This is a genomic window from Martelella sp. FLE1502 (assembly GCF_053484255.1).
In genome coordinates, this window is sequence record NZ_JBAKFQ010000040.1 from 1 (window position 1) to 24,628 (window position 24,628).

Annotated in this window: 21 protein-coding genes; 7 read left to right on the forward strand and 14 right to left on the reverse strand. The window is 60.7% G+C overall.

The window, feature by feature from the left end:
* Window positions 1–93: 93 nt before the first annotated feature.
* The 3 genes from V6767_RS21730 to rraA form a co-directional block, all read right to left on the reverse strand.
* On the reverse strand, window positions 94–945 hold the full coding sequence (locus V6767_RS21730) for a helix-turn-helix domain-containing protein (protein ID WP_448475353.1): 852 nt from the start codon (window positions 943–945) through the stop codon (window positions 94–96).
* A 94-nt stretch (window positions 946–1,039) separates the two neighbouring features.
* On the reverse strand, window positions 1,040–2,665 hold the full coding sequence (locus V6767_RS21735) for an FAD-dependent monooxygenase (protein WP_448475354.1): 1,626 nt from the start codon (window positions 2,663–2,665) through the stop codon (window positions 1,040–1,042).
* A gap of 138 nt (window positions 2,666–2,803) precedes the next feature.
* A complete protein-coding gene (gene rraA / locus V6767_RS21740) occupies window positions 2,804–3,460 on the reverse strand; it encodes a ribonuclease E activity regulator RraA (RefSeq protein ID WP_448475355.1) in 657 nt (218 codons plus the stop codon).
* An 88-nt stretch (window positions 3,461–3,548) separates the two neighbouring features.
* Here rraA and V6767_RS21745 point away from each other — a divergent pair, with 88 nt between their 5' ends.
* A complete protein-coding gene (locus tag V6767_RS21745) occupies window positions 3,549–4,415 on the forward strand; it encodes a VOC family protein (RefSeq protein ID WP_448475356.1) in 867 nt (288 codons plus the stop codon).
* A 54-nt stretch (window positions 4,416–4,469) separates the two neighbouring features.
* Here V6767_RS21745 and V6767_RS21750 read toward each other — a convergent pair whose 3' ends face one another.
* The 8 genes from V6767_RS21750 to mdeB all read right to left on the reverse strand — a co-directional run bounded on the left by V6767_RS21750 (window position 4,470) and on the right by mdeB (window position 16,000).
* Window positions 4,470–5,234, reverse strand: a complete 765-nt coding sequence (locus V6767_RS21750) for an IclR family transcriptional regulator (RefSeq protein WP_448475357.1) — start codon at window positions 5,232–5,234, stop codon at window positions 4,470–4,472.
* Window positions 5,235–5,460: 226 nt separating this feature from the next.
* Window positions 5,461–6,456: an NAD(P)H-quinone oxidoreductase gene (locus V6767_RS21755; protein WP_448475358.1), complete on the reverse strand. Its 996-nt coding sequence runs from the start codon at window positions 6,454–6,456 to the stop codon at window positions 5,461–5,463.
* Complete coding sequence (locus V6767_RS21760; RefSeq protein WP_448475359.1) at window positions 6,443–8,182, reverse strand: FAD-dependent monooxygenase; 1,740 nt, start codon at window positions 8,180–8,182, stop codon at window positions 6,443–6,445. The genes V6767_RS21755 and V6767_RS21760 overlap by 14 nt, the downstream gene beginning before the upstream one ends.
* A gap of 31 nt (window positions 8,183–8,213) precedes the next feature.
* Window positions 8,214–9,056 carry a fumarylacetoacetate hydrolase family protein gene (locus V6767_RS21765; protein WP_448475360.1) on the reverse strand — a complete coding sequence of 281 codons (843 nt, stop codon included), beginning with the start codon at window positions 9,054–9,056 and terminating at the stop codon, window positions 8,214–8,216.
* A 41-nt stretch (window positions 9,057–9,097) separates the two neighbouring features.
* A complete protein-coding gene (locus V6767_RS21770) occupies window positions 9,098–10,078 on the reverse strand; it encodes a VOC family protein (protein ID WP_448475361.1) in 981 nt (326 codons plus the stop codon).
* A 230-nt stretch (window positions 10,079–10,308) separates the two neighbouring features.
* Window positions 10,309–11,991, reverse strand: a complete 1,683-nt coding sequence (lpdA, locus tag V6767_RS21775; RefSeq protein WP_448475362.1) for a dihydrolipoyl dehydrogenase — start codon at window positions 11,989–11,991, stop codon at window positions 10,309–10,311.
* A gap of 11 nt (window positions 11,992–12,002) precedes the next feature.
* A complete protein-coding gene (locus tag V6767_RS21780; protein WP_448475363.1) occupies window positions 12,003–13,301 on the reverse strand; it encodes a dihydrolipoyllysine-residue acetyltransferase in 1,299 nt (432 codons plus the stop codon).
* 11 nt (window positions 13,302–13,312) lie between these two features.
* On the reverse strand, window positions 13,313–16,000 hold the full coding sequence (mdeB, locus tag V6767_RS21785; RefSeq protein ID WP_448475364.1) for an alpha-ketoglutarate dehydrogenase: 2,688 nt from the start codon (window positions 15,998–16,000) through the stop codon (window positions 13,313–13,315).
* A gap of 131 nt (window positions 16,001–16,131) precedes the next feature.
* On the opposite strand from mdeB, the gene V6767_RS21790 reads away from it, so the two are divergent.
* On the forward strand, window positions 16,132–16,617 hold the full coding sequence (locus V6767_RS21790) for an Lrp/AsnC family transcriptional regulator (protein WP_448475365.1): 486 nt from the start codon (window positions 16,132–16,134) through the stop codon (window positions 16,615–16,617).
* A gap of 28 nt (window positions 16,618–16,645) precedes the next feature.
* Here V6767_RS21790 and V6767_RS21795 read toward each other — a convergent pair whose 3' ends face one another.
* Window positions 16,646–18,226 carry a TRAP transporter large permease gene (locus V6767_RS21795; RefSeq protein WP_448475366.1) on the reverse strand — a complete coding sequence of 527 codons (1,581 nt, stop codon included), beginning with the start codon at window positions 18,224–18,226 and terminating at the stop codon, window positions 16,646–16,648.
* Window positions 18,227–19,252: a TRAP transporter substrate-binding protein DctP gene (gene dctP, locus V6767_RS21800; RefSeq protein ID WP_448475367.1), complete on the reverse strand. Its 1,026-nt coding sequence runs from the start codon at window positions 19,250–19,252 to the stop codon at window positions 18,227–18,229.
* Window positions 19,253–19,514: 262 nt separating this feature from the next.
* Here dctP and V6767_RS21805 point away from each other — a divergent pair, with 262 nt between their 5' ends.
* The 4 genes from V6767_RS21805 (at window position 19,515) to V6767_RS21820 (ending at window position 23,219) form a co-directional block, all read left to right on the forward strand.
* Window positions 19,515–20,264: a GntR family transcriptional regulator gene (locus tag V6767_RS21805; RefSeq protein WP_448475368.1), complete on the forward strand. Its 750-nt coding sequence runs from the start codon at window positions 19,515–19,517 to the stop codon at window positions 20,262–20,264.
* Window positions 20,251–21,822, forward strand: coding sequence for a sulfatase family protein (locus tag V6767_RS21810; RefSeq protein ID WP_448475369.1), 1,572 nt, complete (start codon window positions 20,251–20,253; stop codon window positions 21,820–21,822). The genes V6767_RS21805 and V6767_RS21810 overlap by 14 nt, the downstream gene beginning before the upstream one ends.
* Before the next feature lie 292 nt (window positions 21,823–22,114).
* Window positions 22,115–22,669, forward strand: a complete 555-nt coding sequence (locus V6767_RS21815) for a carboxymuconolactone decarboxylase family protein (protein ID WP_448475370.1) — start codon at window positions 22,115–22,117, stop codon at window positions 22,667–22,669.
* A gap of 358 nt (window positions 22,670–23,027) precedes the next feature.
* A complete protein-coding gene (locus V6767_RS21820) occupies window positions 23,028–23,219 on the forward strand; it encodes a hypothetical protein (protein ID WP_448475371.1) in 192 nt (63 codons plus the stop codon).
* Between the two features lie 28 nt (window positions 23,220–23,247).
* Here V6767_RS21820 and V6767_RS21825 read toward each other — a convergent pair whose 3' ends face one another.
* Window positions 23,248–23,853, reverse strand: a complete 606-nt coding sequence (locus V6767_RS21825) for a TetR/AcrR family transcriptional regulator (protein ID WP_448475372.1) — start codon at window positions 23,851–23,853, stop codon at window positions 23,248–23,250.
* A 381-nt stretch (window positions 23,854–24,234) separates the two neighbouring features.
* On the opposite strand from V6767_RS21825, the gene V6767_RS21830 reads away from it, so the two are divergent.
* Entirely contained in the window at window positions 24,235–24,555 is a 321-nt protein-coding gene (locus V6767_RS21830) for an NAD(P)H-binding protein (protein WP_448475373.1), read from the forward strand.
* Window positions 24,556–24,628 lie beyond the last annotated feature (73 nt).

The window sequence follows — 24,628 nt, forward strand, 5'->3', positions numbered from 1 at the left end:
TGATGCTCCATCTTACTCAAGAGTAGGAGCCTCCGGCAAACCCGGTGCGGTTCACTCCTCTTGCGCGCCGGCAGTAAGCGCAGGCAGGAACAATCAATCGCCCAGTTCCTCGATCTCGTATTCGAGCTTTTCGACCTGGGCGGAGATCCTGTTGGCGGCTTCGATGAGCGGTTCGCGATAGCTGGCCACGGCGGATTCAAAGCTCAGCGCCGACTTGATCCAGACCATCGTCAGGCATGCGATCACGCGTTTCCTGAACACCACCGGAGCCGAAATGCTCATGGTTCCGCTGCGAAAGCCCTCGCGACGAAACCCGACCCCCAGATCTCTGCATTCTTCCAGTATCTTTTCCAATGGGCCGTCCACGGTCATGAAGGGCGGCTCAACGCCCAGTTCAACGCTCAGGCCGGCGAGAACATGTTCGCGTTCGTCATCCGGGGAAAAGGCCAGATAGGCGCGCCCGCTGGAACTGCCCAGCACGGGCAGGCCCAGGCCGACCATGCCGTGATCCAGGGAATACGGACTGAAATTATGCGTGGATTCCCGGATCTCCATGACAGAATTGCGGAATGCGACCAGATCGAGCGGCCACAGCACCTGGCGTCCCAGCCGCACCATCTCGGGCACCGCGGTCTGAATGACCCAGTCCTCGTCGCGGAAGCCGGAGCTGAGCGATTTCGCGTGAATGGCAACGCGCCAGCTATCGCTCGTCTGATCCTTCACGATCAGGCGCATCTGCTCCAGCGTTTCCAGGAGCCGATAGACCGTCGGCCGCGGGATGTCCGCGATCGCGGCGATTTCAGCGGCCTTGAGGCCGTTCTTCTGGTTTATGATCTGTAGGATCGCGATACCGCGCTGCAACGATCGCACGTGATTGAGTTGGCTCATCTTTGCTAAAGACCCGTGCGTTGTGGAGATCGGCCGCTTCCAGACGAGATATCGCATGGGCGATGGTCACGGTAAAGGTTTGACGCGGCGATCCGCCGGTTCCCGAACTTCAGCACGGGACCGGACAACAGCAGGCGCGCCTGCGGCGCATTTACGGTTCCTCGGCGCAACGCCGGCCCGTGACCGTGTTCCACAATTCCGTCATTGCTTCGGGAACCCGTTCGCCGCGCCAGCAGACATGCCCGTCCGGTCGCACGAGCACCAGCGGCTTTTCGTAGAGCGCGCCGATTTCTTCCTCCTCGATCAGATGCATGCCGGCAGGTATGCCCATTCTTTTGGCTTCGGCCAGAAACGTATCGGTTCCCTCTATCGTGCCGAAGACCATCAGGACATAGGCCTTGCCGAACAGGTCGAGCGTCGAGCGGCCATCGTTCATCCAGGCATGCGGCGCCCGGCCGCCGGGATATGTTGACGGGCGATAGAGCATGTGATCGTCCGGCGGTTCCAGACTGTTGTCCGGAACGCAGACCGGCGACTGGCGATAGCGGTGTCCCAATTGTATGCCGGCTGTCGCGAACTCCCGGTAGCGCAGGGCGAAGAGACGGTCTCTCAGCCGCTGACGCACTTCCGCACCCTCCTCGCCATCATCTTCCACATGCGGCTCCGGCGCGATCATGCTGTCGAACACCCGGTTGTTCGCCGCCTCGTTGGTATTGCGTATGGCGATCGGCCGCCGTTCGGCCTCATAGCTGTCCAGCAGGGTCTCCCCGCCCCATCCCTGCAAGCGCGCGGCAAGCTTCCAGCCCAGATCCACGGCATCGCCGATGCCTGTATTGGCGCCGAAACCGCCCTTCGGCCAGCGCAGATGATTTGCATCGCCCAGCAGAAACGCGCGATTGTCGCGATAGCGCTCCGCCACCACGCGGTGTCCCGTCCAGGGCTGAGCCTGGATCACCTCGAAGGCGAGCTCCGGGCCGATGACCGCGGCCACCACGTCTCGCGGGTCGAAATCCCGTTTTTCTTCCGTGTACATGGAGAACCGCCATTCATCCCGGCCGTCAACCGCCGTGATGTAGGCGCGATTGGCGTGGCATACGGTATGCACCTGCGCCATCTTGCGCCCGAACAAGCGGGTGAGTTTGTCTCCCAGACCCTCACAGCGGAAGTAGACCGCGAAGTTGAAGCCCTCGCCGAAGCTTCCGACGTAGCTGATGCCAAGCTGTTTGCGGACCGTGCTGCGCGCGCCGTCGCAGGCTGCAAGATACCGGCTGCGTATCTGACGCCTTTCGCCGGTTTGCAGGTCTTCGACGATGCTCGTCACATAGTCTGTGTCCTGATCGAATGAAATCAGCCTGTGGCCATATCGCAAATCGCCGCCCTTTTCTTCAGCGGCCTGACGGAGCGCGGGGTCGAACCCTTTCTTGGGGTAGAAGAACCCGCCTTCTGGCGAATGCGCGTCCTTTTGCGGGGCTTCGGCGTTTGAGACCCCTGGGAAAAGCGCCAGAGGCCAGCCCTCCAGCGTGGTGCAGAACCCCATATTGCGCGGATAGTCGGGCGATATCGCATCGCCGAAGCGCACACGATCGGCAATGCCCCAGCGGCGCAAATACTCCATCGTGCGGGAGAAGATATTCTCGCCGGCCGGAAAGAAGACCTTCCCCTCCCCCTCTTCCACAAGGATATAATCGACCGCGCGGTACCCCAGCTCGTTGGCCAGCGACAGGCCCACCGGTCCCGCGCCGACAATCAGTACGTCGGTCTCAATCGTCTCAGTCATGTTGCTATCCGTAGTCACGTGGAATCCTCCCTCCCATCGCGCGATCACCGCATCTTGGTCTGCGCGGCGCGGCGGCCCGTTTCTCCTGAAGGGGCAGGAGCCTCCTTCAAATTGCGCCTTTCCGGCTTTATCGGCATCTCATTCCGCCACCGCGGCGCCCTTTACGAGGGTCATGTCCAGCTCCGATTTGCTGACCAGCACCGCGTCCCGATCAGCATATATCCAATCGCCGCGATCAATGGTGATATCGCCGAATCGCAGTTGTCCGCCGAACCTGCCTGAGGTCGCCTGCCAGCCCCGCCTTGCCGTCGCGCCGAGCGCCTTCACGCCAAACGCCATGGCGTCGATGGCCGCGCTGTCGCGAACCGCGCCGTTGATCACGACGCCGGCCCAGCCATTCATCCTCGCCATTTCCGCAAGTCGGTCGCCCATCACGCCGGTCGTCAGCGACCCTCGCCCGTCCACCACGAGGACACGCCCGTTGCCGGCAGCGGAAACGCATTTGAGAACCGGCGTATGATCCTCGAATGTCGCGACCGTCTCCGCCGGCCCGAAGAAAGTCTCCCGCTTTCCGAGATTTCTGAACTGGAGGCTGCAGACACCCAACGCGGCATGAAAAGTATCGTATATATCGGCGCAACTGATTGCCGGTTCGGGGTCTGATGCGCCCGTTGCCCGGCTAACGGCGGATGTCTCCGCGCGAAAGCCTCCTTCGCTATTCTTCAAGGCTTCGGCCCTCCTGCTTTCCGGGTTGCGGCGTTTGCGGCCGGCATGCCCCATACACGTCTCGCGCATCGAGGATTTGCTCCCCACACGTCAATTCATTTGCAGTATTCTCTTTTTTAGATAATATTGCAACGTAAAAACTTTGAGGAGAGTACAAATGACCGATACCGTCGCCCAAGCCGGCGCATATCTTCACCACGTCGCATTCGAGAGCGCGAACCCGGAGAGGCTCGCCGCGTTCTACGGCGACGCCATGCAGATGGAGGTCGAGAAGATCTCCGAGACCCAGTGGCGTTGCGAAGGGCCGGCCCGCCGCATGATCGTGCTGAAGGGGGAGGACCAGAAGCTCGGATTTTCCGGCCTTGCGGTGCGCGACGCCGATGGTCTGGAGATGATACGCGAACGCGCCCGCTCGCAGGGCGTCGAAATCCTCGACAGCCCGTCTCCCTATTTCGAGGATGGCGCCTTTGCCGTGCGCGATTACGACGGCCATCTCGTCGCATTCGGACTGTCGAAAGCCGCTTATGTGAAGACGATGGGCTGGCCGCGCGCCAATGCCGCAGCCCCCATCTGGGGTCCCGTTCAGCACATGACCTATCGCACGCAGAACATCGAGGGTTTTTATGAATTCTACCACAAGAAGCTCGGCTTCCGCATGGTTGACCGTGTCGTGCGCGACGACGGATCAATCGCCACGATATTCGTGACCTCCAATCACGAGCACCACACCATAGCCGCCTTTGACGGCGACCGCACGGGCATGGATCACCATTCCTACGAGGCCGGAGAATGGAATTACCTGCGCGACTGGTGCGAACATTTCGCCAGCAAGGGGATCCAGCTTATGTGGGGACCGGGCCGGCATGGACCCGGCCACAATCTGTTTGCGTTTATCGCGGACCCGGATGGCAACTGGATCGAAATCTCCGCCGAGCTCGAAGTCATTCATGACCGCCCATGCGAAGACTGGCCCCACGAAGCACGCTCGCTGAACACCTGGGGCAAGGCCATTCTGCGGTCATAACATCATATTTTCAGGGTTGCCGTCCTTGTCCAAAGCACTGCAGCCCTGAAATCGCTATGTCGTTTCCGGCTCCTTATACTGCTGCGCCAGAAACGCCTGTATCCGCTCAACGGTCTGCGTCAGCAGAGCGGTCACTCTGCCAAGCTCTTCCTCGGTCACATTGTCGGTTTTCACCACCAGACTGAGCGATGCCTCGAGCCCCAATTGCCGGTCGAAAAGCGGAACCGCGATGCCGATCGCGCCCTGGTCGACCTCGCCGCGGGAGATCCAGTAGCCCTGTTTGCGCGCGGCAAAGACATCTTCGAGAAAACGATTCAGGGACGGTCCCTTCAGTTCGGTTTCGCGCTGCAGGAAACGCTTCAGACGGCGCGACTCGATGACGGAGAGGATCGCCCGCGACGTGGCGCTCCTCGTCAGAGGCATCGGCAGGCCTCGTTCGAAACTGCTGGTCAACTGCATGTTCGCGCTGTGCGCATCCGCGACGCACATGACCTTGTTGCCGTAAAGCCGCGCCAGAATTGCCGTGCACTCGAGCCCGGACTTTTCGACAAGTTCCGTGAGAAATACCTCGCCCGCCCGCAGCAACGGGTCCGTTCGCCGCAAACGGCGCTCGAACTCCAGGAACGCCGGCCCCAGCCGATACTGGGCATCGAGCGTGGCTTCCAGAAAGCCGAGGGCTACGAGCTCCCCGACCCACTTGTACAGGGTGCTGCTGGCCGTTTCCAGCTGCTCCGCCAGATCGGCAACGGTCCATGCCGGTCGGTCTTCGGTGAACTGGTCGAGAATCCTCTTGTAGCGTGATCCGCCCTTGGTGGTCATTCTCAACTCGTCTCCGGATGCACAAGCGCAGGGCTTGTCCAGTGGCATGTTTCGCGTCCGCGAGCTCTATTATGGGAAAATCGGGGGCGATGCCAAGCCGGGCGGTCGATCAAAGCCCGCCTTGCCCCCTGTCTATCCAAGACTACAGCAACAAAAGGCGCAGCGGTCACACAAGGCAGCAGGCGGCGGGTTCAACCGCCGCCCGGGAGATGTCTGAGCCAGCCTGTCAGTCGTGAACGACGTCGAGGATGATCTTGCCGATATGGCTGTTGTTCTCCATCATGCGATGGGCGTCGGCGGCTTTCCGGAAGTCGAACCGGCCCTCGATCTGCGGCCGCACCTGGCGTCCGAGAAGCGGCCAGACATCCGCGCGGATCATCCTTGCGACCGCGATCTTGCGCGCCAGCGGCAGCGGGCGCAGAAGCGAGCCGGTGATACGAATCCGCTTGGCCATGATGTCGCGCAACGGAACGCTGAGGGAGGCGCCGCCGCCGCCGGACAGATGCGCCATCATCCCGTCCGGCGCCATCATCTTCAGGTCCTGCGCCACATGCGCGCCGGCGGAGACATCCAGAAGCGCGGATATGCCCTTGCCGCCGGTGGCGGCCAGCACCTTGTCCGCAAGGTCGGGATCATCGTAGAGAAAGGCGGCTTTGGCCCCGAAATTCAGCGCGGCCGACACCTTCTTCTCGCTGCCGCAGGTCGCCAGAACATTGTACCCGAGCGCCGACATGGCCTGCAATGCGATGTGGCCGACGCCGCTGGTGCCGCCATGAAACAAGGCGAACTGGTCCTTCTCAAGCGACATGAGGTTGAAGAAGTTCCACCACGTCGTGAACACGGCCTCGGGAATGCCTGCCGCCTCTGCATCGGAAAGCGCGTCGGGCGCCGGCATCACCAGTCCCGCATTCGCGGTGACATACTGGCCATACCCGCCGCCCTGAACCAGCGCCATGACGCGCTCGCCTTCGGCGACGCCGCGCACGCCTTCGCCTGCGGCGACGATCTCGCCGCAGACCTCGAGGCCGGGAACAGCCTGACCGTCGCTGTGCTTTCCTGCCGCACGCTGGTGAACGTCATGCCTGTTCACGCCGGCCGCGGAGACCCGGATTAGCACCTCGCCGGGGCCGGGGCTCTGGACTGGCACCCGTTCGGCGACGAGAACCTCGGGACCACCCGCTTCTTTGATGATGACTGCTGTCTGATACTCAGGATGCGGCATTCAATACGGTCTTTCTCTTAGCGATTTCATCTTCGGATGCGGCATTCAGGCCGATCGATCTGAAAAGCGCGGCAATCAGGGCATCAGCATCGCCGTTCCCGGAGCTGCGCCACGCCACATGTCCATCGGGACGGATGAGAACCGCCCCCTCCTCTGAAACGCCATACAGGTCTTTCCAGGCTTCAAGATCGGTTTCGACATCGAGCTCATGTCCCACCAGATAGGCATTCACCTTCGGCAGCGTCTTGCCGTCCAGGCCATCAAGCGCCGCCTTCCAGGCTTGCCCCTTCGGGCCCGCGAGAAGCGTAAAGGCCTCAAGATCAAAGAGGTCGATGATCGAAATGTCCCGGCCCTCGAAACGGGCCGGAATATGCGGCGCGCGGTGCCCCGGACGCGCCGTCGGCGTGTAGGTTTCCACCTCGATCGGCGGCTCGGGGGTGCCGTCGCCTGTGACGAGGCTGGAATCATAGTGAAAGCCGAAGGTCTGGCCCGGATAGTCGAAATGGGCGCGCTGTTCCGGAATGCCCTCGGCGAGCTTGGCCCGGTTCGCCGCGCCCGCGGGACCCTCGATGTTGGACAGGAACTTGCTGTCATTGAACAGCATTCCCGAAAGGCCCTTCTTCTCCATGGCCCGGGCGTTGCGCGCGCTTTGCTCGACATTGAACTTGGCAACCGGACGGCGCTCCGTGTCATAGGTCTCCAGCAGACCTTCGGGCGCAAAACCCCTGAGCACGAAATCCAGTTTCCACGCCAGATTATGCACATCGGCAACACCGGTGTTCACCCCCTGCCCGCCCGTGGGCGGCAACGGATGCGCGGCGTCGCCGGCAAAGAATACGCGCCCCGAGGACATGGAATCGACAATGCGCGCCTGCATGCGCCACGGCATGATGTTCTTGATTTCGATGTCGATATCATCCGTCCCGATCACCGCGCGCAGTATCTCCAGACAGCGCTCCTCGGTGAAATCGTGCCGCGTCTCGGTTTCCGCATAGCCGAAATTGTAGGTCCAGCGATTGCGCCCATCCAGCGATATCAGCACGCCCGATGTCCTGGCGTTGTAGATCCACATAAGCAGGTAAGGCCGGTCCTTTACATATTCCCAAAGATCGGCGTGGAAATAGATGCCGATCTGCTGCCCCATCGACTCGCCGCTGATGCCGAGGCCGACCGCATCGCGCGCTTCGCTGCGCGTGCCGTCGGCGGCAATCACGTATTTTGCCTGCGTGCTGCCGGAGGCGCCGCCGGCGTCCTCCCAGCTCAGCGTGACGCCATCATCATGCTGTTCGATGGCGGTGACATTGCAGCCGAAATGCAGCGACACGCTTTCAAAGCCCTCCGCGTGGTTGCGGATCACCGGCTCCAGCCTGTCCTGCGGGCAGGACCGTTTCAGCACAGGGCTTTGAGTGCGCTCGATGCGCGCCCATTCGGGATCGCTGCGCGTCTTGATCGCGCCGATTTCATCGCCAAGAAGGCTGGTGACAAATCCGATGCCGGCGTGTCGTTCAAGGGGAAGCGCCTCCGCGTCCACGCCCTCGGCTATGCCCATCATCCGGAAAATCTCCATGGTCCGGGTATTCACCACGTGACCCTTCGGATGAAAGGCGGTCGTCTGGTTCCGCTCGAACAGAACACAATTGACGCCGAGTCTGCCCAGCAGGCTTGCTGCGGTCAGCCCGACGGGGCCGCCGCCAATGATGGCAACATCCGCGTGCGTCGGTATCATCTTTGTCCTCCAGCCTTTTTGTCTTGTTTTCTTATTCGTCGGCAATAGTGTTTCGCAGCGTTCCAATGCCCGAAATTTCGACTTCAACCTTATCGCCCGCTTTCATGAACACCTTCGGGTCCCTGAAAAGTCCAACCCCGCTCGGCGTGCCTGTCGCGATAATATCGCCCGGCAACAGCTCCGTGATCGTGGAGACATAAGCGAGCAGGTCCGGCACCTTGAACGCCAGATCGCCAACAGACGTCTCCTGCATCACCTCGCCATTCAGCCGCGTGACCAGGGTCTGACTGTCGACGTCGCCCAGTTCGTCAGGCGTGACGATCCACGGCCCCATCGAGCCCGACCGGTCGAAGTTCTTTCCGCCCCAGAACTGGGTCGTATGCCGTTGATAGTCACGGATCGAGCCGTCATTGAAGCAGGTATATCCAGCCACGTGATCGAAGGCCTTGTCCTTTGCGATGGCGCGCCCGCGCTTGCCGATGACCACCGCGAACTCGCCCTCATAGTCGAACTTGTCCGATGCCTTCGGCCGGATCATGGGCTGGTCGTGACCAACGACCGTCGAGGGGTATCGGGTGAAGATCGAGGGATATTCCGGCCGGTCCCGGCCGGTCTCCTTGATGTGGCCCAGATAGTTGAGCCCGATGCAGATGATCTTGTCCGGATTCTGGATTGTCGGGATGAAGCTGACGCTGTCCACCGCCAGGCTTTCACCATCGGCGGACCGCAATTCTCCAATCGCATCTGCCGCAATCACCGCCTTTAGGTCGGGGTATCTGGCGCGCAGTCCGGCGCCGGCATCCCTGATCTTATCCCCTTCAACCACTCCGTAAGATGCAGTGCCCTCGGGCAAAATGAATGATGCTACGCGCAACGTCGTCTCCTCTCCGGTTTTTATGTGTTCAAGTTGCTGTTTTATTCTGCGTGCACGACGCTATCGAGCCAGGCGCAGTTCGGCCTCGGATCGGGCGCACGGAACCCGTCACGGGCATTCTTGTGCCGCATCTCGCGCATCCGGATTCTGACTTCATCGTCCTCGGGCAGATAGACGCGCTCATGCCCCCAGGTCGACGGACCTTCATGCGTCTCGAACGGCTTCCAGGTCTCGGGATCAACCACCTGCGCGCCCCAGCCGTATTCCACGAAGAACTTGGACGGGGTATTGGTGTAGAAACTCATCATATGGTCGTTGGAATGCCGGCCGAGCGTATAGGCGATCCCCTCATCGCGCTGCTGGGCTATGTCATAGCCCTGGCCCACATCGTCGAGCGAGAGCAGTTCGACCATGAAGTGGTGAATGCCCTTGCGGCCGGAACCGACCATCGCGAAGCTGTGATGGCGTCCATTGACGTGGAAGAAGTAGAGCGGATAGGGCTTCAGGCCGTAATCGGTCACGTTGAAACCGAGTATGTCCCTGTAGAAATGCAGGATTCCCTCGACATCGGCGACATGCAGGACCGCATGACCCATCCCGAGAGAACCGGTCTTGAAGCCGCTGATCGGGCGCCCGGACAGGAAGGGATCGCTTGCGATCTCGGGGCCACAAAAGGCTTCCAGCCGGTTGCCGTCGGGATCATGGAAGGAAATCAGACGGGAAACGTGGCGTTGATCCGAAAGCGACGCGCCGTGCAAGGTGACGGGGAAGCCCGCATTCTCGAGCCTGGCCGCCAAGGCTTCCAGATCCGCGGGCGAAGCGACCTCCCAGCCCATGAAGGCAAGATCTTCCTCGCCTTCGCCGGTCACGATCAGGCGCTGCTTGCGGTCATCCATCCGGAACATGCGCATGGGTCCGCCCTGATCCACCTTCTGCATGCCAAGCAGATCCGTGGCGAAGCCTTCCCAATCGCCCAGTTTCTTGGAATTGATACCCATATATCCAAGGGAAATGATCGACATCTATCCACTCCTCCCGTCCGGCTTTCACTGTGACGACGCACCCTCGGGCTACGTTTTTTTTCAGTAAGAGCCGGAACCTGTCTCCGTGTCGCTTTCACCACCATAAGGACGCCATCCGATTGAAATCCAGTCGAAATTCGAACTTGTCCACCTAGTGGACAATGCTGCACGCCGGACTGGATGCAGAAGGAATGAGCCGATGCGAGACGCGCTCGAACAGCGGCTTCACGTTAAAGGTCGGTGATCGTTCCTTCGAAGATTTCAGCGGCAAGCCCGATGGTCTCGGACAAGGTCGGGTGGGGATGAATGGTGAGCGACAGGTCCTCGGCATCAGCCCCCATCTCGATGGCGAGCGCCACTTCGGCAAGCAGCTCGCCCGCATTCGGGCCGCAAATGCCGGCGCCGAGAACGCGTCCGCTATCGGGGTCGAACAGCAGCTTGGAAACGCCGTCCGAACCGGCCATGGCAAGGGCCCGCCCGGAAGCCGCCCAGGGGAAGGACGCCTTTTTATAAGCGATGCCTTTCGATCTGGCCTCGTTTTCTGTCAGGCCCACCCAGCCTATCTCCGGCTCGGTATAGGCGACCGAGGGAATGGCCCGTGCATCAAAGGCGGATTTCTGGCCGGCAGCGGCCTCCGCGGCGATCTTGCCTTCATGCGTGGCCTTGTGCGCCAGCATTGGCTGCCCGACGACATCGCCAATGGCGAATATATTCTCCCGGCTGGTCCGCATCTGCCGGTCGACCGTGATGAAGCCGCCCTCGTCGACACTGATCCCCGCCTTTTCGGCGCCGATCAGCCGGCCATTCGGCCTTCGGCCCACAGCCGAGAGGATCTTGTCGAACAGTTCCTCGCGGGTTCCGTCCGGCCCTTCAAACGTGACCCTCAATCCCGCCGTCTCGGACTGCACCTTGGTTACCTTGGTGTTCAGGAGCACCTTCTCGTAACGCTTTTCGATACGTCTCATCAAAGGGGCGACGATATCCCTGTCAGCCCCCGGGATGATCTGATCCATAAGCTCGACAATCGTGATGCGCGCGCCGAGCGCGTGATAAACCTGGGCCATTTCAAGGCCGATTATGCCGCCGCCCAGCACCAGCATGCGCTCGGGGATATCGGCCAGTTCGAGCGCGCCCGTGCTGTCGATGATCCTGTCATCGTCCGGCAGGAAAGAAAGCCGCACCGGCTCGGAGCCGCAGGCGATGATCGCCTGATTGAAGGCGATGGTTTTCTCGTCACCCACATGCGACACGCGCACGAGATTGCCGCCTTCGAACACGGCAGACCCGCGTACAATCTTGACCTTGCGTTTCTTGGCAAGGCCGGTCAGCCCGCCCGTCAGCTTTGCGACCACGTCACTCTTCCATGCCCGCAACCGATCGATATCGATTTCGGGCTTCGGGAAGGCAATGCCGTGGCCCGACATCGCCGCCGCCTCGTCAATCACCTTGGCCGCATGCAACAGCGCCTTGGACGGAATGCACCCGACATTCAGGCAGACGCCTCCCAGATTGGGGTCGCGTTCGACGAGGGTCACATTCAGGCCGAGGTCAGCCGCGCGGAAGGCGGCCGTATAACCGCCCGGCCCGGCCCCGATGACGACAAGTTCAGCCTCCGCGTCCGCATCCGGCTGCGCGCCCTCCTCCCTTGCCGCTTCGCTTCTTCCGGCCGTAGAACCGGTTTCGGATTCGACCTCCAGGATCGCGCTGCCCTCGCTGACGCGGTCGCCGACAGCGATGTGTATGGCCGTGACCCTGCCCGCCACCGGCGACGGGATATCGAGCGTCGCCTTGTCGCTTTCCAGCATCACGACCGTGTCGTCGACCGCGATGATGTCGCCCACGGCAACGCTCACCTCGACGACCGGCACATTGGCGAAGTCCCCTATGGCGGGGACCTTGATGTCCGTTTTCATCAACAGATCTCCTAAAGGGTAATACGCCGGAAATCCGACAGCATGTCTTTCAGCGTCACCAGGAAGCGCGCGGCGGCCACGCCGTCGACGGCGCGGTGATCCCAGCTCATGGAAAGCGGCTGTATCAGGCGCGGTTCGAAGTCCTCTCCGTTCCACACCGGCTGCATTTTGGCTCGCGTCATACCCAGAATGGCGACCTCGGGCGCGTTGATGATCGGCGTGAAATTCGTGCCGCCGATGCCGCCCAGCGACGATATCGTGAAGGTTGCGCCCTGCATGTCCTGGGGCTTGAGCTTGCCCGCTCTCGCCAAAGCGGCGAGCTCAACCATTTCCGCGGCGATCTCGCTGATCCCCTTCTGGTCCGCAGCCTTGACGACAGGCACGACCAGCCCCTCCGGCGTATCCGCGGCCACCCCGATATTGAAATATTTCTTCAGGACGAGTGAATCGCCGTCGAGCGACGCATTGAATTTCGGATGCTGCTTCAGCGTGGCCGCCGCCGCCTTGACGAGGAACGGCAGGATCGAAAGCTTGAGGCCGTCCCTGGAAGCGGCATTGAGAGATTTCCGGAATGCCTCCAGTTCGGTGATGTCGGCCTCTTCGAAATTGGTGACATGGGGAATAATCGTCGCATTGCGCGCCAGGTTCGGGCCGGAAAGCCGGGCAATACGGGAAAGCGGCACCCGTTCCGTTTCGCCAAATTTCTCGTAGTCGACTTTCGGCCAGGGAAGGAGGTCCAGCCCTTCGCCGGAGGCAGCATTGGCCGATGGCGCGCTGCCGCCAAGTCTCGACTTCACAAAGGCATGCAGGTCGTCGCGCGTTATCCGGCCCTTCGGGCCGCTCCCGCGCACCGCGCCGATCTCGACGCCGAGTTCGCGCGCGAGCTTGCGAACGCCGGGCGAGGCATGGGCCAATCTTCCATCGACAAGCGCCGTCGTCGTTGTTGCCGCTGCCGGCTTTGGCGCCGGCGCGGCGACGGCTATACCCGGAGGTTCGGCGGTGGCGGTCTCGACAGCCGTCTCTTTCTCAGTGCTCCGCGTCTCCCCCTCATCCGAAGCTGCATTTTCGGCGCTGATCTCGACGATGGCGATCAGCGAGCCCTGGCTGACCTTGTCGCCTTCGCCGACGCACACTTCGACGATCCGTCCGGCAATGGTGGAAGGCACATCCAGCGTGGCCTTGTCGGATTCAAGCGATATGACCGAGTCGTCGATCGCTATGGTATCGCCCGGCGCGACATGGATTTCGACGACAGGCACGTCGGAGAAATCGCCGATATCGGGCACCGTAAATTCTATGGTCTTGCTCATGTCCGACGCCCTCAAACAGTCCACGGATCCGGCGACGTGCCGTCGATCCCGAATGACTTGAGCGCCTTGGTCAAAGTCTCGGGCTCGCTGTGCCCCGCCCGAACAAGCGCCTCGATTGCAGCAATGGCGATGCTTTCGCGATCGACCTCAAAGAACCGGCGCAGGGCCTCGCGTTGGTCGGACCTGCCGAAGCCATCCGTGCCGAGGGCGACAAGACGACCTTCGACATAGGGAGCGATCATTTCGGGAACGGCGCGGACATAATCGGTCGCGGCGATAATCGGCAGTGTGCCGGGCAGACATGTCTCGACATAGGACTTCGCCCGTTCCTTTTGGGGCGAGAGCCGGTTTCGCCTTTCAACGCTGCGGGCCTCCCGTGAAAGCTCCGAGAAACTCGTCGCCGAAAAGATCTCGGACGCAATACCGAAATCGTCAGCGAGGATATTGGCGGCGGCGATGACCTCGTTGAGTATCGTGCCGGAACCGAGAAGTCTGACCTTGACTTCGGATCCCGCCTTGCCGCGGTCGCCGAGCTTGTACAGACCCTTGAGGATTCCCTCCTCGCACCCTTCCGGAATGGATGGCTGGGCGTAGTTCTCGTTCATCACGGTCAGATAATAGAACTCGTCCCTTTGCTCATCCATCATGCGCAGGGTGCCCGCATGCATGATCACCGCGAGCTCGTAGGCAAAGGCGGGGTCGTAGGCCTTGCAGTTCGGAATGGTGGCGGCAATCACATGGCTTGCGCCATCCTGGTGCTGCAGCCCCTCCCCGGACAGGGTCGTGCGACCCGCCGTCGCGCCGAGCAGGAATCCGCGGGCGCGCTGGTCGGCCGCAGCCCAGATCAGATCGCCGACGCGCTGGAAGCCGAACATCGAATAATAGATGTAGAAGGGCAGCGTCGCCGTGTCGTGAACCGAATAGGATGTGGCAGCCGCCGCCCAGGATGAAATCGCGCCGGCTTCCGTGATGCCTTCTTCGAGCAGTTGGCCATTCTTCGCTTCCTTGTAGAACAGCATCGAGCCGGCATCCTCCGGTTCGTAGAGCTGGCCCTCGGGCGCATAAATGCCGATCTGGCGGAACAGATTATCCATCCCGAAGGTGCGCGCCTCGTCTGCGACGATGGGCACGATGCGCGGACCGACCGACTTGTCCTTCAAGAGCGCGCTGAGCATGCGCACAGCCGCCATTGTGGTCGACATTTCCTTGCCATCAGCATCAAGCGCGAATTTCGCATAGTCCGCGAGTTCGGGAATGTTTGGCAACGTCGCGCCCTGAACGGTGGTGCGCCGCGCCGGCATCGACCCGCCAAGCGCCTCGCGACGCTCGCGCAGATAGCGCATTTCCTCGCTGCCATCCGCCGGTTTGTAGAATTTCAGATCCTCAAGATCTTTCTCGCTCAACGGCAGCTTGAACCGGTCGCGGAAGCTCACCAGCGCTTCCATGTCGAGTTTCTTGGACTGGTGGGCCGTCATCCTGCTTTCGCCGGCATTGCCCATGCCGTAGCCCTTCTTCGTCTTGGCGAGGATGACCGTGGGCCGACCCTTATGCGCCTTGGCCGCGGCAAAAGCGGCATGAAGTTTTCTGAGATCGTGGCCGCCGCGCTTGAGCGTGTGAATCTCGTCGTCGGTCATGTGCGCAACCAGATCGCGCGTGGCCGGGTCGATGTCGAAGAATTTATGGCGGTTGTAATCGCCGTCCTTGGAGCCGAGATTTTGGTATTCCCCGTCCACGGTTTCGGCAAAGCGCCTGAGCAGGACCAGATCTTTGTCACGGGCGAAAAGGCCGTCCCACTCCGAACCCCAGAGCACCTTGATGACATTCCAGCCGGCACCGATAAACAGGCTCTCAAGCTCCTGAATGATCTGGCCGTTGCCGCGCACCGGCCCATCAAGCCGCTGCAGGTTGCAGTTGACGATGAAGGTCAGATTGTCGAGCTTTTCACGCGCGGCCAGCGTCAGGCCGGCGACCGACTCCGGCTCGTCCATCTCGCCGTCGCCGAACACGCCCCAGACGTGCCGCCCGGCGGTATCGGCCAATCCACGGGCTTCGAGGTAACGCATGTAGCGCGCCTGATAGACGGCGTTCAACGGGCCGATCCCCATCGAGCCCGTCGGGAACTGCCAGAAATCCGGCATCAGCCAGGGATGCGGATAGGAACAGAGCCCGTTGCCCGACAGTTCCTGCCGGTAATTGTCAAGCTGCTCTTCCTTCAGCCTGCCCTCGAGGAAGGCGCGCGCGTAAACGCCCGGCGCCGAATGCGGCTGGAAGTAAACGAGATCGCCGCCGAACGTCTCGGTTTTCGCGCGGAAGAAATGATTGAACCCGACCTCGAAAATTTCCGCCACGGACGCATAGCTGGCGATATGGCCGCCCAGGCCGCCATAGGCCTTGTTGGCGCGAACCACCATGGCCAACGCATTCCAGCGCATGATCGACGTCAGCTTCTCCTCAATGGCGAGGTTACCGGGGTAATGTCCCTGAGACGCCACGGGGATCGTGTTCCGGTATGAGGAATAGGGCTGACCGCCGACAAAAACGCCGTTCCGCCGGCCGACCTCCTCCAACTGCCTGAGCAGGAACTGGGCGCGCGAACTTCCATTGGCCTCGATCACCGCGGTGAGCGCTTCGATCCATTCGCGCGTCTCCAGAGGATCGGGATCGATATGACCGCCAATTTGAAGTTCGACTTTACTCATCGTGCTCGCCTCCCAGACGCAGTGTTTTCAAGATCATAGGCGAAGACACGGAATATGTTCTGCCGTTCATATATTGCAAAAGCCAAATAATCAGGATTTTATGCCGCAAAGGAAAATCTTAAGGAAATAAAATGCGGCAAATGGCGCTTGATAAAATAGATCGAAAAATCCTGTCCGAGCTGCAGGTGGATAGCAAGATCACCAATGTGGAACTGTCCGGTCGCGTGGGGCTTTCGCCCTCGCCCTGCCTGCAGCGCGTGCGCGCCCTGGAGGAGGAAGGGGTTATCGACCGCTATGTGGCGTTGGTGGACGCCAAATCCGTCGGCCTGTCGATCAGCGTCTTCATTCAGGTCACGCTCGAACGCCAGGTGGAAAACGCGCTCGAACTGTTCGAGAGCAAGATGGAATCCTATCCCGAGGTCATGGAATGCTACCTGATGACAGGCGACAGCGACTATCTCATTCGCGTGGCGGTCGCCGATGTCGACCTGCTGCAGAAATTCATCATCAATTATCTGACCACGATCCCTGGGGTCGCAAATATCAAGTCGAGCTTCGCCCTGAAGCAGGTCAAATACAAAACCGCCCTGCCGATCGAGAATGCGCCCTCGGGCTAAGAGCCGCCCTCCAAGAGGCGCGGCCCAGTCATCCCATGACCGAGGGAAGATAAAGCGCTATCGGCGGATAAAACACGATCAGCGCCAGGCGACAGATATCCGCCACCCAGAACGGCGCTATACCCCTGAATATCGCGCTGAGTGAAAGCTCCGGGATAACCGCCTTCATGACGAAGGCATTCATCCCGATCGGCGGCGTCACAAGCGAAATTTCGGTGACGACGACAACGACGATGCCGAACCAGACGAGGTCAAAGCCCAAAAGCGACACGAGCGGGGCGAAGAGCGGGACGGTCAACAACACCATGCCCGCGCCTTCGAACACGCAGCCCAGCAAGAGATAGATGGCCAGAATCAGCCACATCACCTGCATCGGCGACAGCGCCAGCGTCTCCATCCAGATTTTGAGTTCTGCCGGCATACGCGCGATCTCTATAAAATTCGAGAAAACGAGCGCTCCAAGCGCCACGGTGAATACCATCGCCGTCATTTTGCCGGCCTCGAAAATCGATTCCAGAAAACCCCGCAATGTTATCCTTTTCCGGATAATGCAGAAGACAAGCGCCCCCACGGCCCCCATGCCGCCCGCCTCCGTGGCGGTGAACATTCCGAAATAGAGGCCGCTTATCACAAAGAAAAACAGCAGCATGACCGGCCACACTCCTTTGAGCGAGGCAAAACGGTATCTCCAGGAAAAGCTTTCCCCTCTGGGCCCGATGCGCGGGAACAGTGTCGTCATTCCGACGACGACCAGCAAATATCCGAGGACCGTCAAAATCCCCGGCAGAATTCCGGCAATGAAAAGCGCGCCAATATCCGACTCGGTTATGATCCCGTAAAGGACCAGAATGACCGAGGGCGGGATGAGAATACCGATCGTCCCGCCCGCGGCAATCGTGCCCGCGGAAAATGACGGGCTGTAGCCGTATTTTGTCATCTCCGGAAACGCCACCTTGCCCATTGTGGCGGCCGTTGCGACGGATGATCCGCTCACCGCGGAAAAGCCGCCGCAGGCGACGATGGTGGACATGGCCAACCCGCCGCGAAAACGGCCGAACCAGGCATACGACGCTCTATAGAGATCCGAGGCCAGATCCGCCCGATAGATGAAGTTGCCCATCAGCACGAACAGGGGGACGACGATAAATCCGTAGGACATGCTGTTTGACGTCAACGCCATGAAGAACATCACCGGATATTGCGGCAACTCGAGAAACGCCGAGGTCACGCCCCACTGCATCGCCTTTTCCGCCTGGTCCCAGAGGCAATAGGTCAAAAGCGCCACGATCGCGGCGCTGATCAGATTCAGAGCCGCGCGCTGAACGCGCTTCAACGTCGCGTTTCGCCCAAAAAAACCATCGATGAGAGAAACGGTGATGTGGCCGCGGTCAAACGTAATGAGGGGCAGACCCGCAAAGATCAGGACTCCCATGCCATATTGCTGAATTTCAAAGGCGCCGGGGATCGGCGCGTTGAATACGTAACGACCCACGACATCGAAGAATGTCAGGACGAGAATGCCCAACAGTGTGACCGTCAGGACAACCTTCAGGGTCGTTTCGAAAACCGTGCTGGCGCGGCTGGTCGCCGTATCCGGAGCGGCGGCCATTCAGTTGTCCAACGCCTCAAGCTGGTCCCGATAGAAGCTGATCACCTCATCAGGATCAAGACCAAGCCCGGCAACCTTTTCCTTCCATTTTGCAATTGCCGCTTCAACCTCTTCGCTTTGACGCAGCTCGTCTATCTGATCGGCGCCGGCTTCGATGACCTCTATGCCCGCCGGCTCCAGTGCGGCGCGGGCCTGTTCGGTCGCATCGTCAAGATTGCCGCCCGCAAGCGCCGCAAGCGCTTCGCCGCTGACCTTCTCAATTGCGGCCCTGTCGGCTTCCGGCATGGCATCCCAGACCTTCTGATTGAAGATGATCGATGCCGTCGAGCGATACAGGCTGCCCGGATAAAGCGTTGCGTATTTGAGTTCCTCGAGCACGCCGAGCCCCTCAACCGAGGAGATCGGCAGAACGGTGCCATCGACCACACCGCGCTCGACGAGTTCAAATGTATCGACCGCCGGGCGCGACACAATCACGCCGCCCATTGCGGCGATCACGGGCACGCCATTGGGGTTGACGCGCAGCTTGAGCCCGCGGACATCCTCGGCCACTTCGACAGGACGCTTGTTGTTCCAGATGTGATTGCCCGTGAGCGCCACCAGAGCCACGACATGGACCCCGTCAATGGGCTCCGCTTCGCGGAAAAACGTCTCATATGTGCGCCACAGAGCAATGGAATGCGCCTTGGCGCTGTCGCGATCGAACAAAACCGGCAGTTCCGAAATCAGCGGCGCAAGCCACTGAGACGCCGTGAAGGATGAAATATTCATCGCCGCATCGGCGACGCCCGCCCGGATCATCTCCAGTTGGCGCGGGGGCGGCGCCAAGGACGACGCCGTGAAATCGATCTCGATGCCCCCGTTGGAGGCTTCTTCCACCGCATTTGCCCAGGGCCGAATGACATTGCGCATGATCTCGTTGTGCTCGGGAAGATAATTGTTGAAGACCACGCTGGTTTCGGCCTTGGCCGAAGCTCCGGCCAGAAGCACCGCCGCCATGGCAACGGTCAGAGTTCTCGATATCATTGGCACGCCTCCCTCTCGGTGCCTGTCGCACCCGATTTTCATTTCACCGGCCGGCCGGGCCATATTGCGCGTCGACGCATGCCGATAGGATGCATGGTGGCAGCCTTACCGATCCAGATGAACGTCTCTCCCTCTCAAACTCATTTCATAGAATTGCATGCAATTCAACAATCATTTCTTGATGTATGCGAATTTTCGGGTTGAATTACGTCCAAAATCCTGCGATTTTCCGATCACGAGGAATAGAGAGGCCGTAAATTGCATGCAATCACGATCTGCATCGAGCAGCAACACAGAGGCGGTAACGAAGCGCCTGCGTCACCTGATCATGACCGGCGAGATATCCCCCGGCGACCGGTTGACCGAGGTCGGACTTGCCAGGCTGCTCGATGTGTCACGCACGCCGGTGCGCCTCGCGCTCTCGCGGCTTGAGCAGGAAGACCTTGTTCAAGGAGAACCGCATCGCGGCTTTCGCGTGCGGCGGTTCACCATTGAAGAGATGCGGGAAATCATTGAAGTCCGGGCCACGCTTGAGGGCATGTCGGCGCGCCTTGCCGCAGAGAGAGGCGGATTTCAACAATATGAAGATGAAATGATGCGCTGCATCGCAATCGTGGACGAGCTTATCGCCAAGGGCGACGGCGGTGAATCCGCCCGAAACGAATTTATCGAGGTGAATGTCCGGTTTCACGCGACGATCGCGAGCATGGCCGGCAATTCAGTTCTGTCGCGGCGGCTTGAGGAAAGCCCGTTTCGGGCCTCTCCGCTGTTTCATGCCTTCACCGATGACGAAGCGGTCGAGGGTTTTGCGACATCCCAGTTCGATCACAAGAGAATTGTCGAGGCGATCAGGAACGGAGAAGGCACGCGGGCAGAGTTTGCCATGCGTGAACACGCGCTCGTGCCGCTGGGCAAGGCGGAGCTCATCTTCAGAAACCTTCACAGACTGTCGCAGAAGACATTTCCGGGTCTTGGCGAAAGCGACACCGAAAGCGGCGATGATGACAGCTAAGCGGCCCAATTTTCTCTATTTCATAACGGACCAGCAGCGCGCCGACTGGCTTGGATGCGCCGGACACCCCGTCGTCAAAACGCCCAATATCGACCGCATCGCGGAAAACGGAACATCGTTTGAGGATTTCCACGTTGCGCTGCCCGTCTGCATGCCAAACCGGGCTTCGCTGATCACCGGGCGTTATCCATCCGTCCACGGGCTGCGTTACAATGGCTGCGCGCTGACCCAACGGGCGAACACATTCGTGGAGGTGTTGGCTGCTTCAGGCTATGCCACCGCCGCAATCGGCAAAAGCCACCTGCAGACCTTCACCGACGCAAGGCCGCTCGGGCGCAAGCCGTTTGAAGCCGGCCCGATCGCGGAGGCCTGGAAGCCGGAGCAGAGAAGCTATGATGAGGAGGCGCCGGGCAGCTACGAAAAGACGGAGCCTTACAAAATCAAGGCGCCCTATTATGGCTATCAGCATGTGGAGATGGTGACGGGCCATGGCGACAAATGCGGCGGACATTACGGCCAGTGGTTTCGCCGAACCCACCCCGACTGGCGAGACCTGCATGATCCGGCCAATGAGCTGCCGCACGACTATACATGCCCTCAAGCCTATCGAACGCCCGTGCCCGAAGAAAGTTACCCCACGGCCTGGATCGGCGACAGGGCTGCGCAATGGCTGCGCGATCGCGCGGGCGACGATACGCCATTCTTCGCATTTGTCTCGTTTCCCGACCCGCACCACCCCTTCAATCCGCCGGGCAAATACTGGTCCATGTATGATCCGGACGACTTTGACGTGAGCCTGCCCTACTCCGCCCACAGAAACCCCAACCCCATTCTCGAACACATCAGAAAAATGTGGGAGAACGGGGAAACCGCCCCGCTTCTGCAGACCGCGTTCTACGCCAACGACCGGCAAATCCGCGAGGCGATGGCGCTTACCGCGGGGATGATCACCATGATCGACGATCAGATCGGCAAGGTGATGCAGGCGCTTGAAGAGTCCGGGCATGCCGACAACACCGTTGTGATCTTCAACTCGGACCACGGCGATTACATGGGCGACTTCAACCTTCTCCTGAAGGGAATGTTGCAGATGCGCGGCCTGACGCGGGTGCCATTTATCTGGAGCGACCCGTCCAACACCGACGCCATCGCCAAGTCCGGCTCGCTGGCTTCAACGGTGGATGTCGCGGCAACGATCCTTGAGCGGGCAGGCATCAGGCCGTATTGGGGCATGCAGGGGAAAAGCCTGATCCCGGCCATGGCCGAGGGCGACGAAATTCGCGACGCCCTGCTGATCGAACACCACGACAGCGGCGCGCGCTACAACCTCGAAGAGCCCGCCCGCATCCGCACCCTGATCACCAAGCAATGGCGGCTCACGATCTTCATGAATTTCGAATGGGGCGAGCTGTACGATCTGGTTGCCGATCCGAATGAGACAAACAATCTATGGTCCGATCCCCGCTATGAGTCCGTGCGCGGCCGTTTGTCCGAGCGTCTGGTGAGGGAGATGATCGCCGTGATGGAGGAGAGCCCCCGCGCCCAACGCATCGCTTGAAAGCGCGAGGATTGTGTTTGAAGCAACTGTCTCAAAAGTGGTGACGATGTACCGGTAACGCAGGCGCTCCGGGCCGCCCACGGTGAGATTCCATATCTAGAGGGTCTGGTGTGGTTGTTTGGTCGAACTTGCCGGAACCCTTCACGCCAGATTTGGTCAATCGCTGAAGCAAAATCAGGATTCGGCTGGTCCGCTGGATGGACAGACCGGATTTAGATCTGTCTTTCTCGCAGCGCGGGGGCGATCATTCAGCCCCCTGGGCTGTATGCAATACCGAGTGGAGCCTGTTGCAATGACCGACAAACCCCTCCTGCCGCCGATTCAGGACAATGAATGGCCACAGGAAATCGCCGAGCTGAAGGACGGCTTCGCCGGCGCGCTCAATGTCTATCGCACCATGGCGCATCACCCGGACCTGCTGCGCGCCTGGGCGCCGCTGCGCCAGCATGTGGTCAAGGACACAGCGCTCGGCCCGGAGCGCTCGGAAGTCGTGATCCTGCGCGTCGCCTTCCGTTTCGGTTCAGGCTATGAGTGGAACCACCATGTCGACCGCGCGACACGGCTCGGCTTTTCCGCCGAACGCATCGCCGCGCTGCGCGCCATGCCGGAGGGCGAGGACGGCTTGATTGCCCGCGCCGTCGACATGCTGATCGACGAGCGCCGGCTTTCGCCCGAGACCGAAGCCGCGCTTGCCGAAACGCTCGGACGACCCGCGGTCTTCGACCTCATCGCCACCGTCGGCTTTTATGCCGTGCTCGGCTATATCCTGCTGACCTATCGCACACCCCTCGACGCCGGCATTGCCGACGTGTTTTCCGGTACCGGGAAAGAGCCCTCAGCACCGTGAGCGATGCAACACGCTCGGGGTGCAATGGCACCGGCTTGCCGGCCAACGGCTTTGATCTCGATGCGTGCGACAAGGCGTTCATCTTCGATGCAATGCAACACCCGTTGACGCCCGACCAGACTGCCGCACGAAGGCGAAGAACAGGATGATATTTGGGCCACATTGCGCCTGCGTGACGCTTTTCCGAGCCTCTTGGCCCGGCTTTGCGCGAGACGATGGCCGTCACGATCCACGTCCAGTCCGCGGGAATGGAGACGCGGGAACCGCTCCTGTAACCATGCGTCGACTGACCAGACCGGCAAGGCGAGGTGCCGGACCGTTATCAATGGCCCAAAAGCCTCAACCGAAGGAAACCGTGATGACAGATCACCTCGACCACATGTTGCCGCCCGCGGAATACATCACTGAAGCCTACAGGGACGCCAACAAACTGGAGGACAAGCGCGTTCTGAGCACCGGTGGCGACAGCGCCGAAGAAATCCGCGCTGGGATCGAGGCGGAAGGGGCCGTTACCGCGCGGAAGAGACAGTTGGAACCTTCTCGCCGGTAACACAATCAAACCGATGTCCGCCTGCGCATTATCGGGTCTGGGTGGTTGCCGCAAAGGCCAGGATCAGGGCATCGAGCACGGCCTGAAGTCTCGGCTCCATGTCGAGCCCGGCATGGACCGCTTGTTCCACGTGAGCGGGATGGACGAAGACCGTGACCGCGTCCCGCACGACACCGGCGGCAACGTTGACATCCCGGACGTGGAGTTCGCCACGTTTCACGCCATCCTCCAGTACCTGCCGGACCAGAGCGGTCATGCGGCGCCCATAATCAGCGACGAGATCCGGGCGCTCCGTCACGATCCGACGGTAGAGACCATGGATTTCAGGGTCATCACCGAGCTTGGCCCGCTTGCTGCGGTGGAGCGCCAGGACAAGGCCGCGAAGCCGCTCTGCCGCCGGGCCCTCGGCCTTGGCGAAGCGGGTCACCAGGTCGGCCTCCTCGTCCATGGTGCGTGCAGCGAGGGCGTCGAAGATCTCCGCTTTCGACTGGAAGTGCCGGTAGATCGCCGAATGCGACAGACCCATGGCCTTGGCGATGTCGACGACGTTGGTCTTGGCCTCGCCGAAACGGCGGACTTGTTCGGCCGCCGTGTCGAGAATGCGGGCACGGGGATCAGAGACGGGGTTTTCCATGCGCGATTCCTAGAGCCCTTCATGCTTAAATGGAAGCGTTCTGCGGCAAGGAATTTGCGCCAGGACCAAGGGCTTTGGCGCAGGGCATAGCCATAGCTATGTCCAAGCCGAAGACCGCCGGTAATGGCGCAAATTCATGCCGCCCTTCGGGTTTGCCGAAACCGGCCCTCCACTTTGTCGAAGCCCGCGCGCCATAGCTATGGCTATGCCGCGCGGGCTTCTTCGCGTGGAATGACCGGTTTCGACAAACAGAACGGATTCCATTTAAGCCTGAAGGTCTCTAGTCGATCCATTGATGTTGGGCAATAAGTAACAGATTTCATATTTTGTGTAACACTCGGCTCTGTGGCACCTTGCCTGGCACACATCCAGGAGATCGTCATGAGCCAGTTGCCCTCCCCGTCCCGCCTTGCCCTCGTCACCGGCGGATCCGGCTTCGTCGGCAAACATCTCATCCGCCGTCTGCTCTCGGACGGCTGGCGTGTCCGCGCGCTCGGCCGCAGCGCCGAAGCCTTGGCGCAGGTTCAGGCTTCGGGGGCTGAACCCGTCATGGCCGATCTTTCAGACCCTGCGGCGCTCACGTCTGCCATGGACGGAGTCGAGGTCGTGTTTCACGTCGCGGCACATTTCAAGCTCTGGGGCCAGATGTCAGAGGTGGTTCGGAAAATCTGGACAGCGAGGATAAGTGGAATTTCTGCCTGAGATCGGCTTAGATGCCGTGAACAGGAGATACCATGACGAGACGACCGCGCCGGAACCACAGCCCGGCTTTCAA

Coding starts and splice junctions, on each gene's coding strand:
- V6767_RS21825 (WP_448475372.1), bottom strand. CDS start 23,853: ATGGAAAACCCCGTCTCTGATCCCCGTGCCCGCATTCTCGACACGGCG.
- lpdA (WP_448475362.1), bottom strand. CDS start 11,991: ATGAAAACGGACATCAAGGTCCCCGCCATAGGGGACTTCGCCAATGTG.
- V6767_RS21755 (WP_448475358.1), bottom strand. CDS start 6,456: ATGCCGCATCCTGAGTATCAGACAGCAGTCATCATCAAAGAAGCGGGT.
- V6767_RS21735 (WP_448475354.1), bottom strand. CDS start 2,665: ATGACTGAGACGATTGAGACCGACGTACTGATTGTCGGCGCGGGACCG.
- V6767_RS21810 (WP_448475369.1), top strand. CDS start 20,251: ATGATGACAGCTAAGCGGCCCAATTTTCTCTATTTCATAACGGACCAG.
- V6767_RS21820 (WP_448475371.1), top strand. CDS start 23,028: ATGACAGATCACCTCGACCACATGTTGCCGCCCGCGGAATACATCACT.
- V6767_RS21815 (WP_448475370.1), top strand. CDS start 22,115: ATGACCGACAAACCCCTCCTGCCGCCGATTCAGGACAATGAATGGCCA.
- V6767_RS21790 (WP_448475365.1), top strand. CDS start 16,132: ATGCGGCAAATGGCGCTTGATAAAATAGATCGAAAAATCCTGTCCGAG.
- mdeB (WP_448475364.1), bottom strand. CDS start 16,000: ATGAGTAAAGTCGAACTTCAAATTGGCGGTCATATCGATCCCGATCCT.
- V6767_RS21745 (WP_448475356.1), top strand. CDS start 3,549: ATGACCGATACCGTCGCCCAAGCCGGCGCATATCTTCACCACGTCGCA.
- V6767_RS21780 (WP_448475363.1), bottom strand. CDS start 13,301: ATGAGCAAGACCATAGAATTTACGGTGCCCGATATCGGCGATTTCTCC.
- V6767_RS21750 (WP_448475357.1), bottom strand. CDS start 5,234: ATGACCACCAAGGGCGGATCACGCTACAAGAGGATTCTCGACCAGTTC.
- V6767_RS21805 (WP_448475368.1), top strand. CDS start 19,515: ATGCAATCACGATCTGCATCGAGCAGCAACACAGAGGCGGTAACGAAG.
- dctP (WP_448475367.1), bottom strand. CDS start 19,252: ATGATATCGAGAACTCTGACCGTTGCCATGGCGGCGGTGCTTCTGGCC.
- rraA (WP_448475355.1), bottom strand. CDS start 3,460: ATGCGCGAGACGTGTATGGGGCATGCCGGCCGCAAACGCCGCAACCCG.
- V6767_RS21760 (WP_448475359.1), bottom strand. CDS start 8,182: ATGATACCGACGCACGCGGATGTTGCCATCATTGGCGGCGGCCCCGTC.
- V6767_RS21770 (WP_448475361.1), bottom strand. CDS start 10,078: ATGTCGATCATTTCCCTTGGATATATGGGTATCAATTCCAAGAAACTG.
- V6767_RS21830 (WP_448475373.1), top strand. CDS start 24,235: ATGAGCCAGTTGCCCTCCCCGTCCCGCCTTGCCCTCGTCACCGGCGGA.
- V6767_RS21730 (WP_448475353.1), bottom strand. CDS start 945: ATGCGATATCTCGTCTGGAAGCGGCCGATCTCCACAACGCACGGGTCT.
- V6767_RS21795 (WP_448475366.1), bottom strand. CDS start 18,226: ATGGCCGCCGCTCCGGATACGGCGACCAGCCGCGCCAGCACGGTTTTC.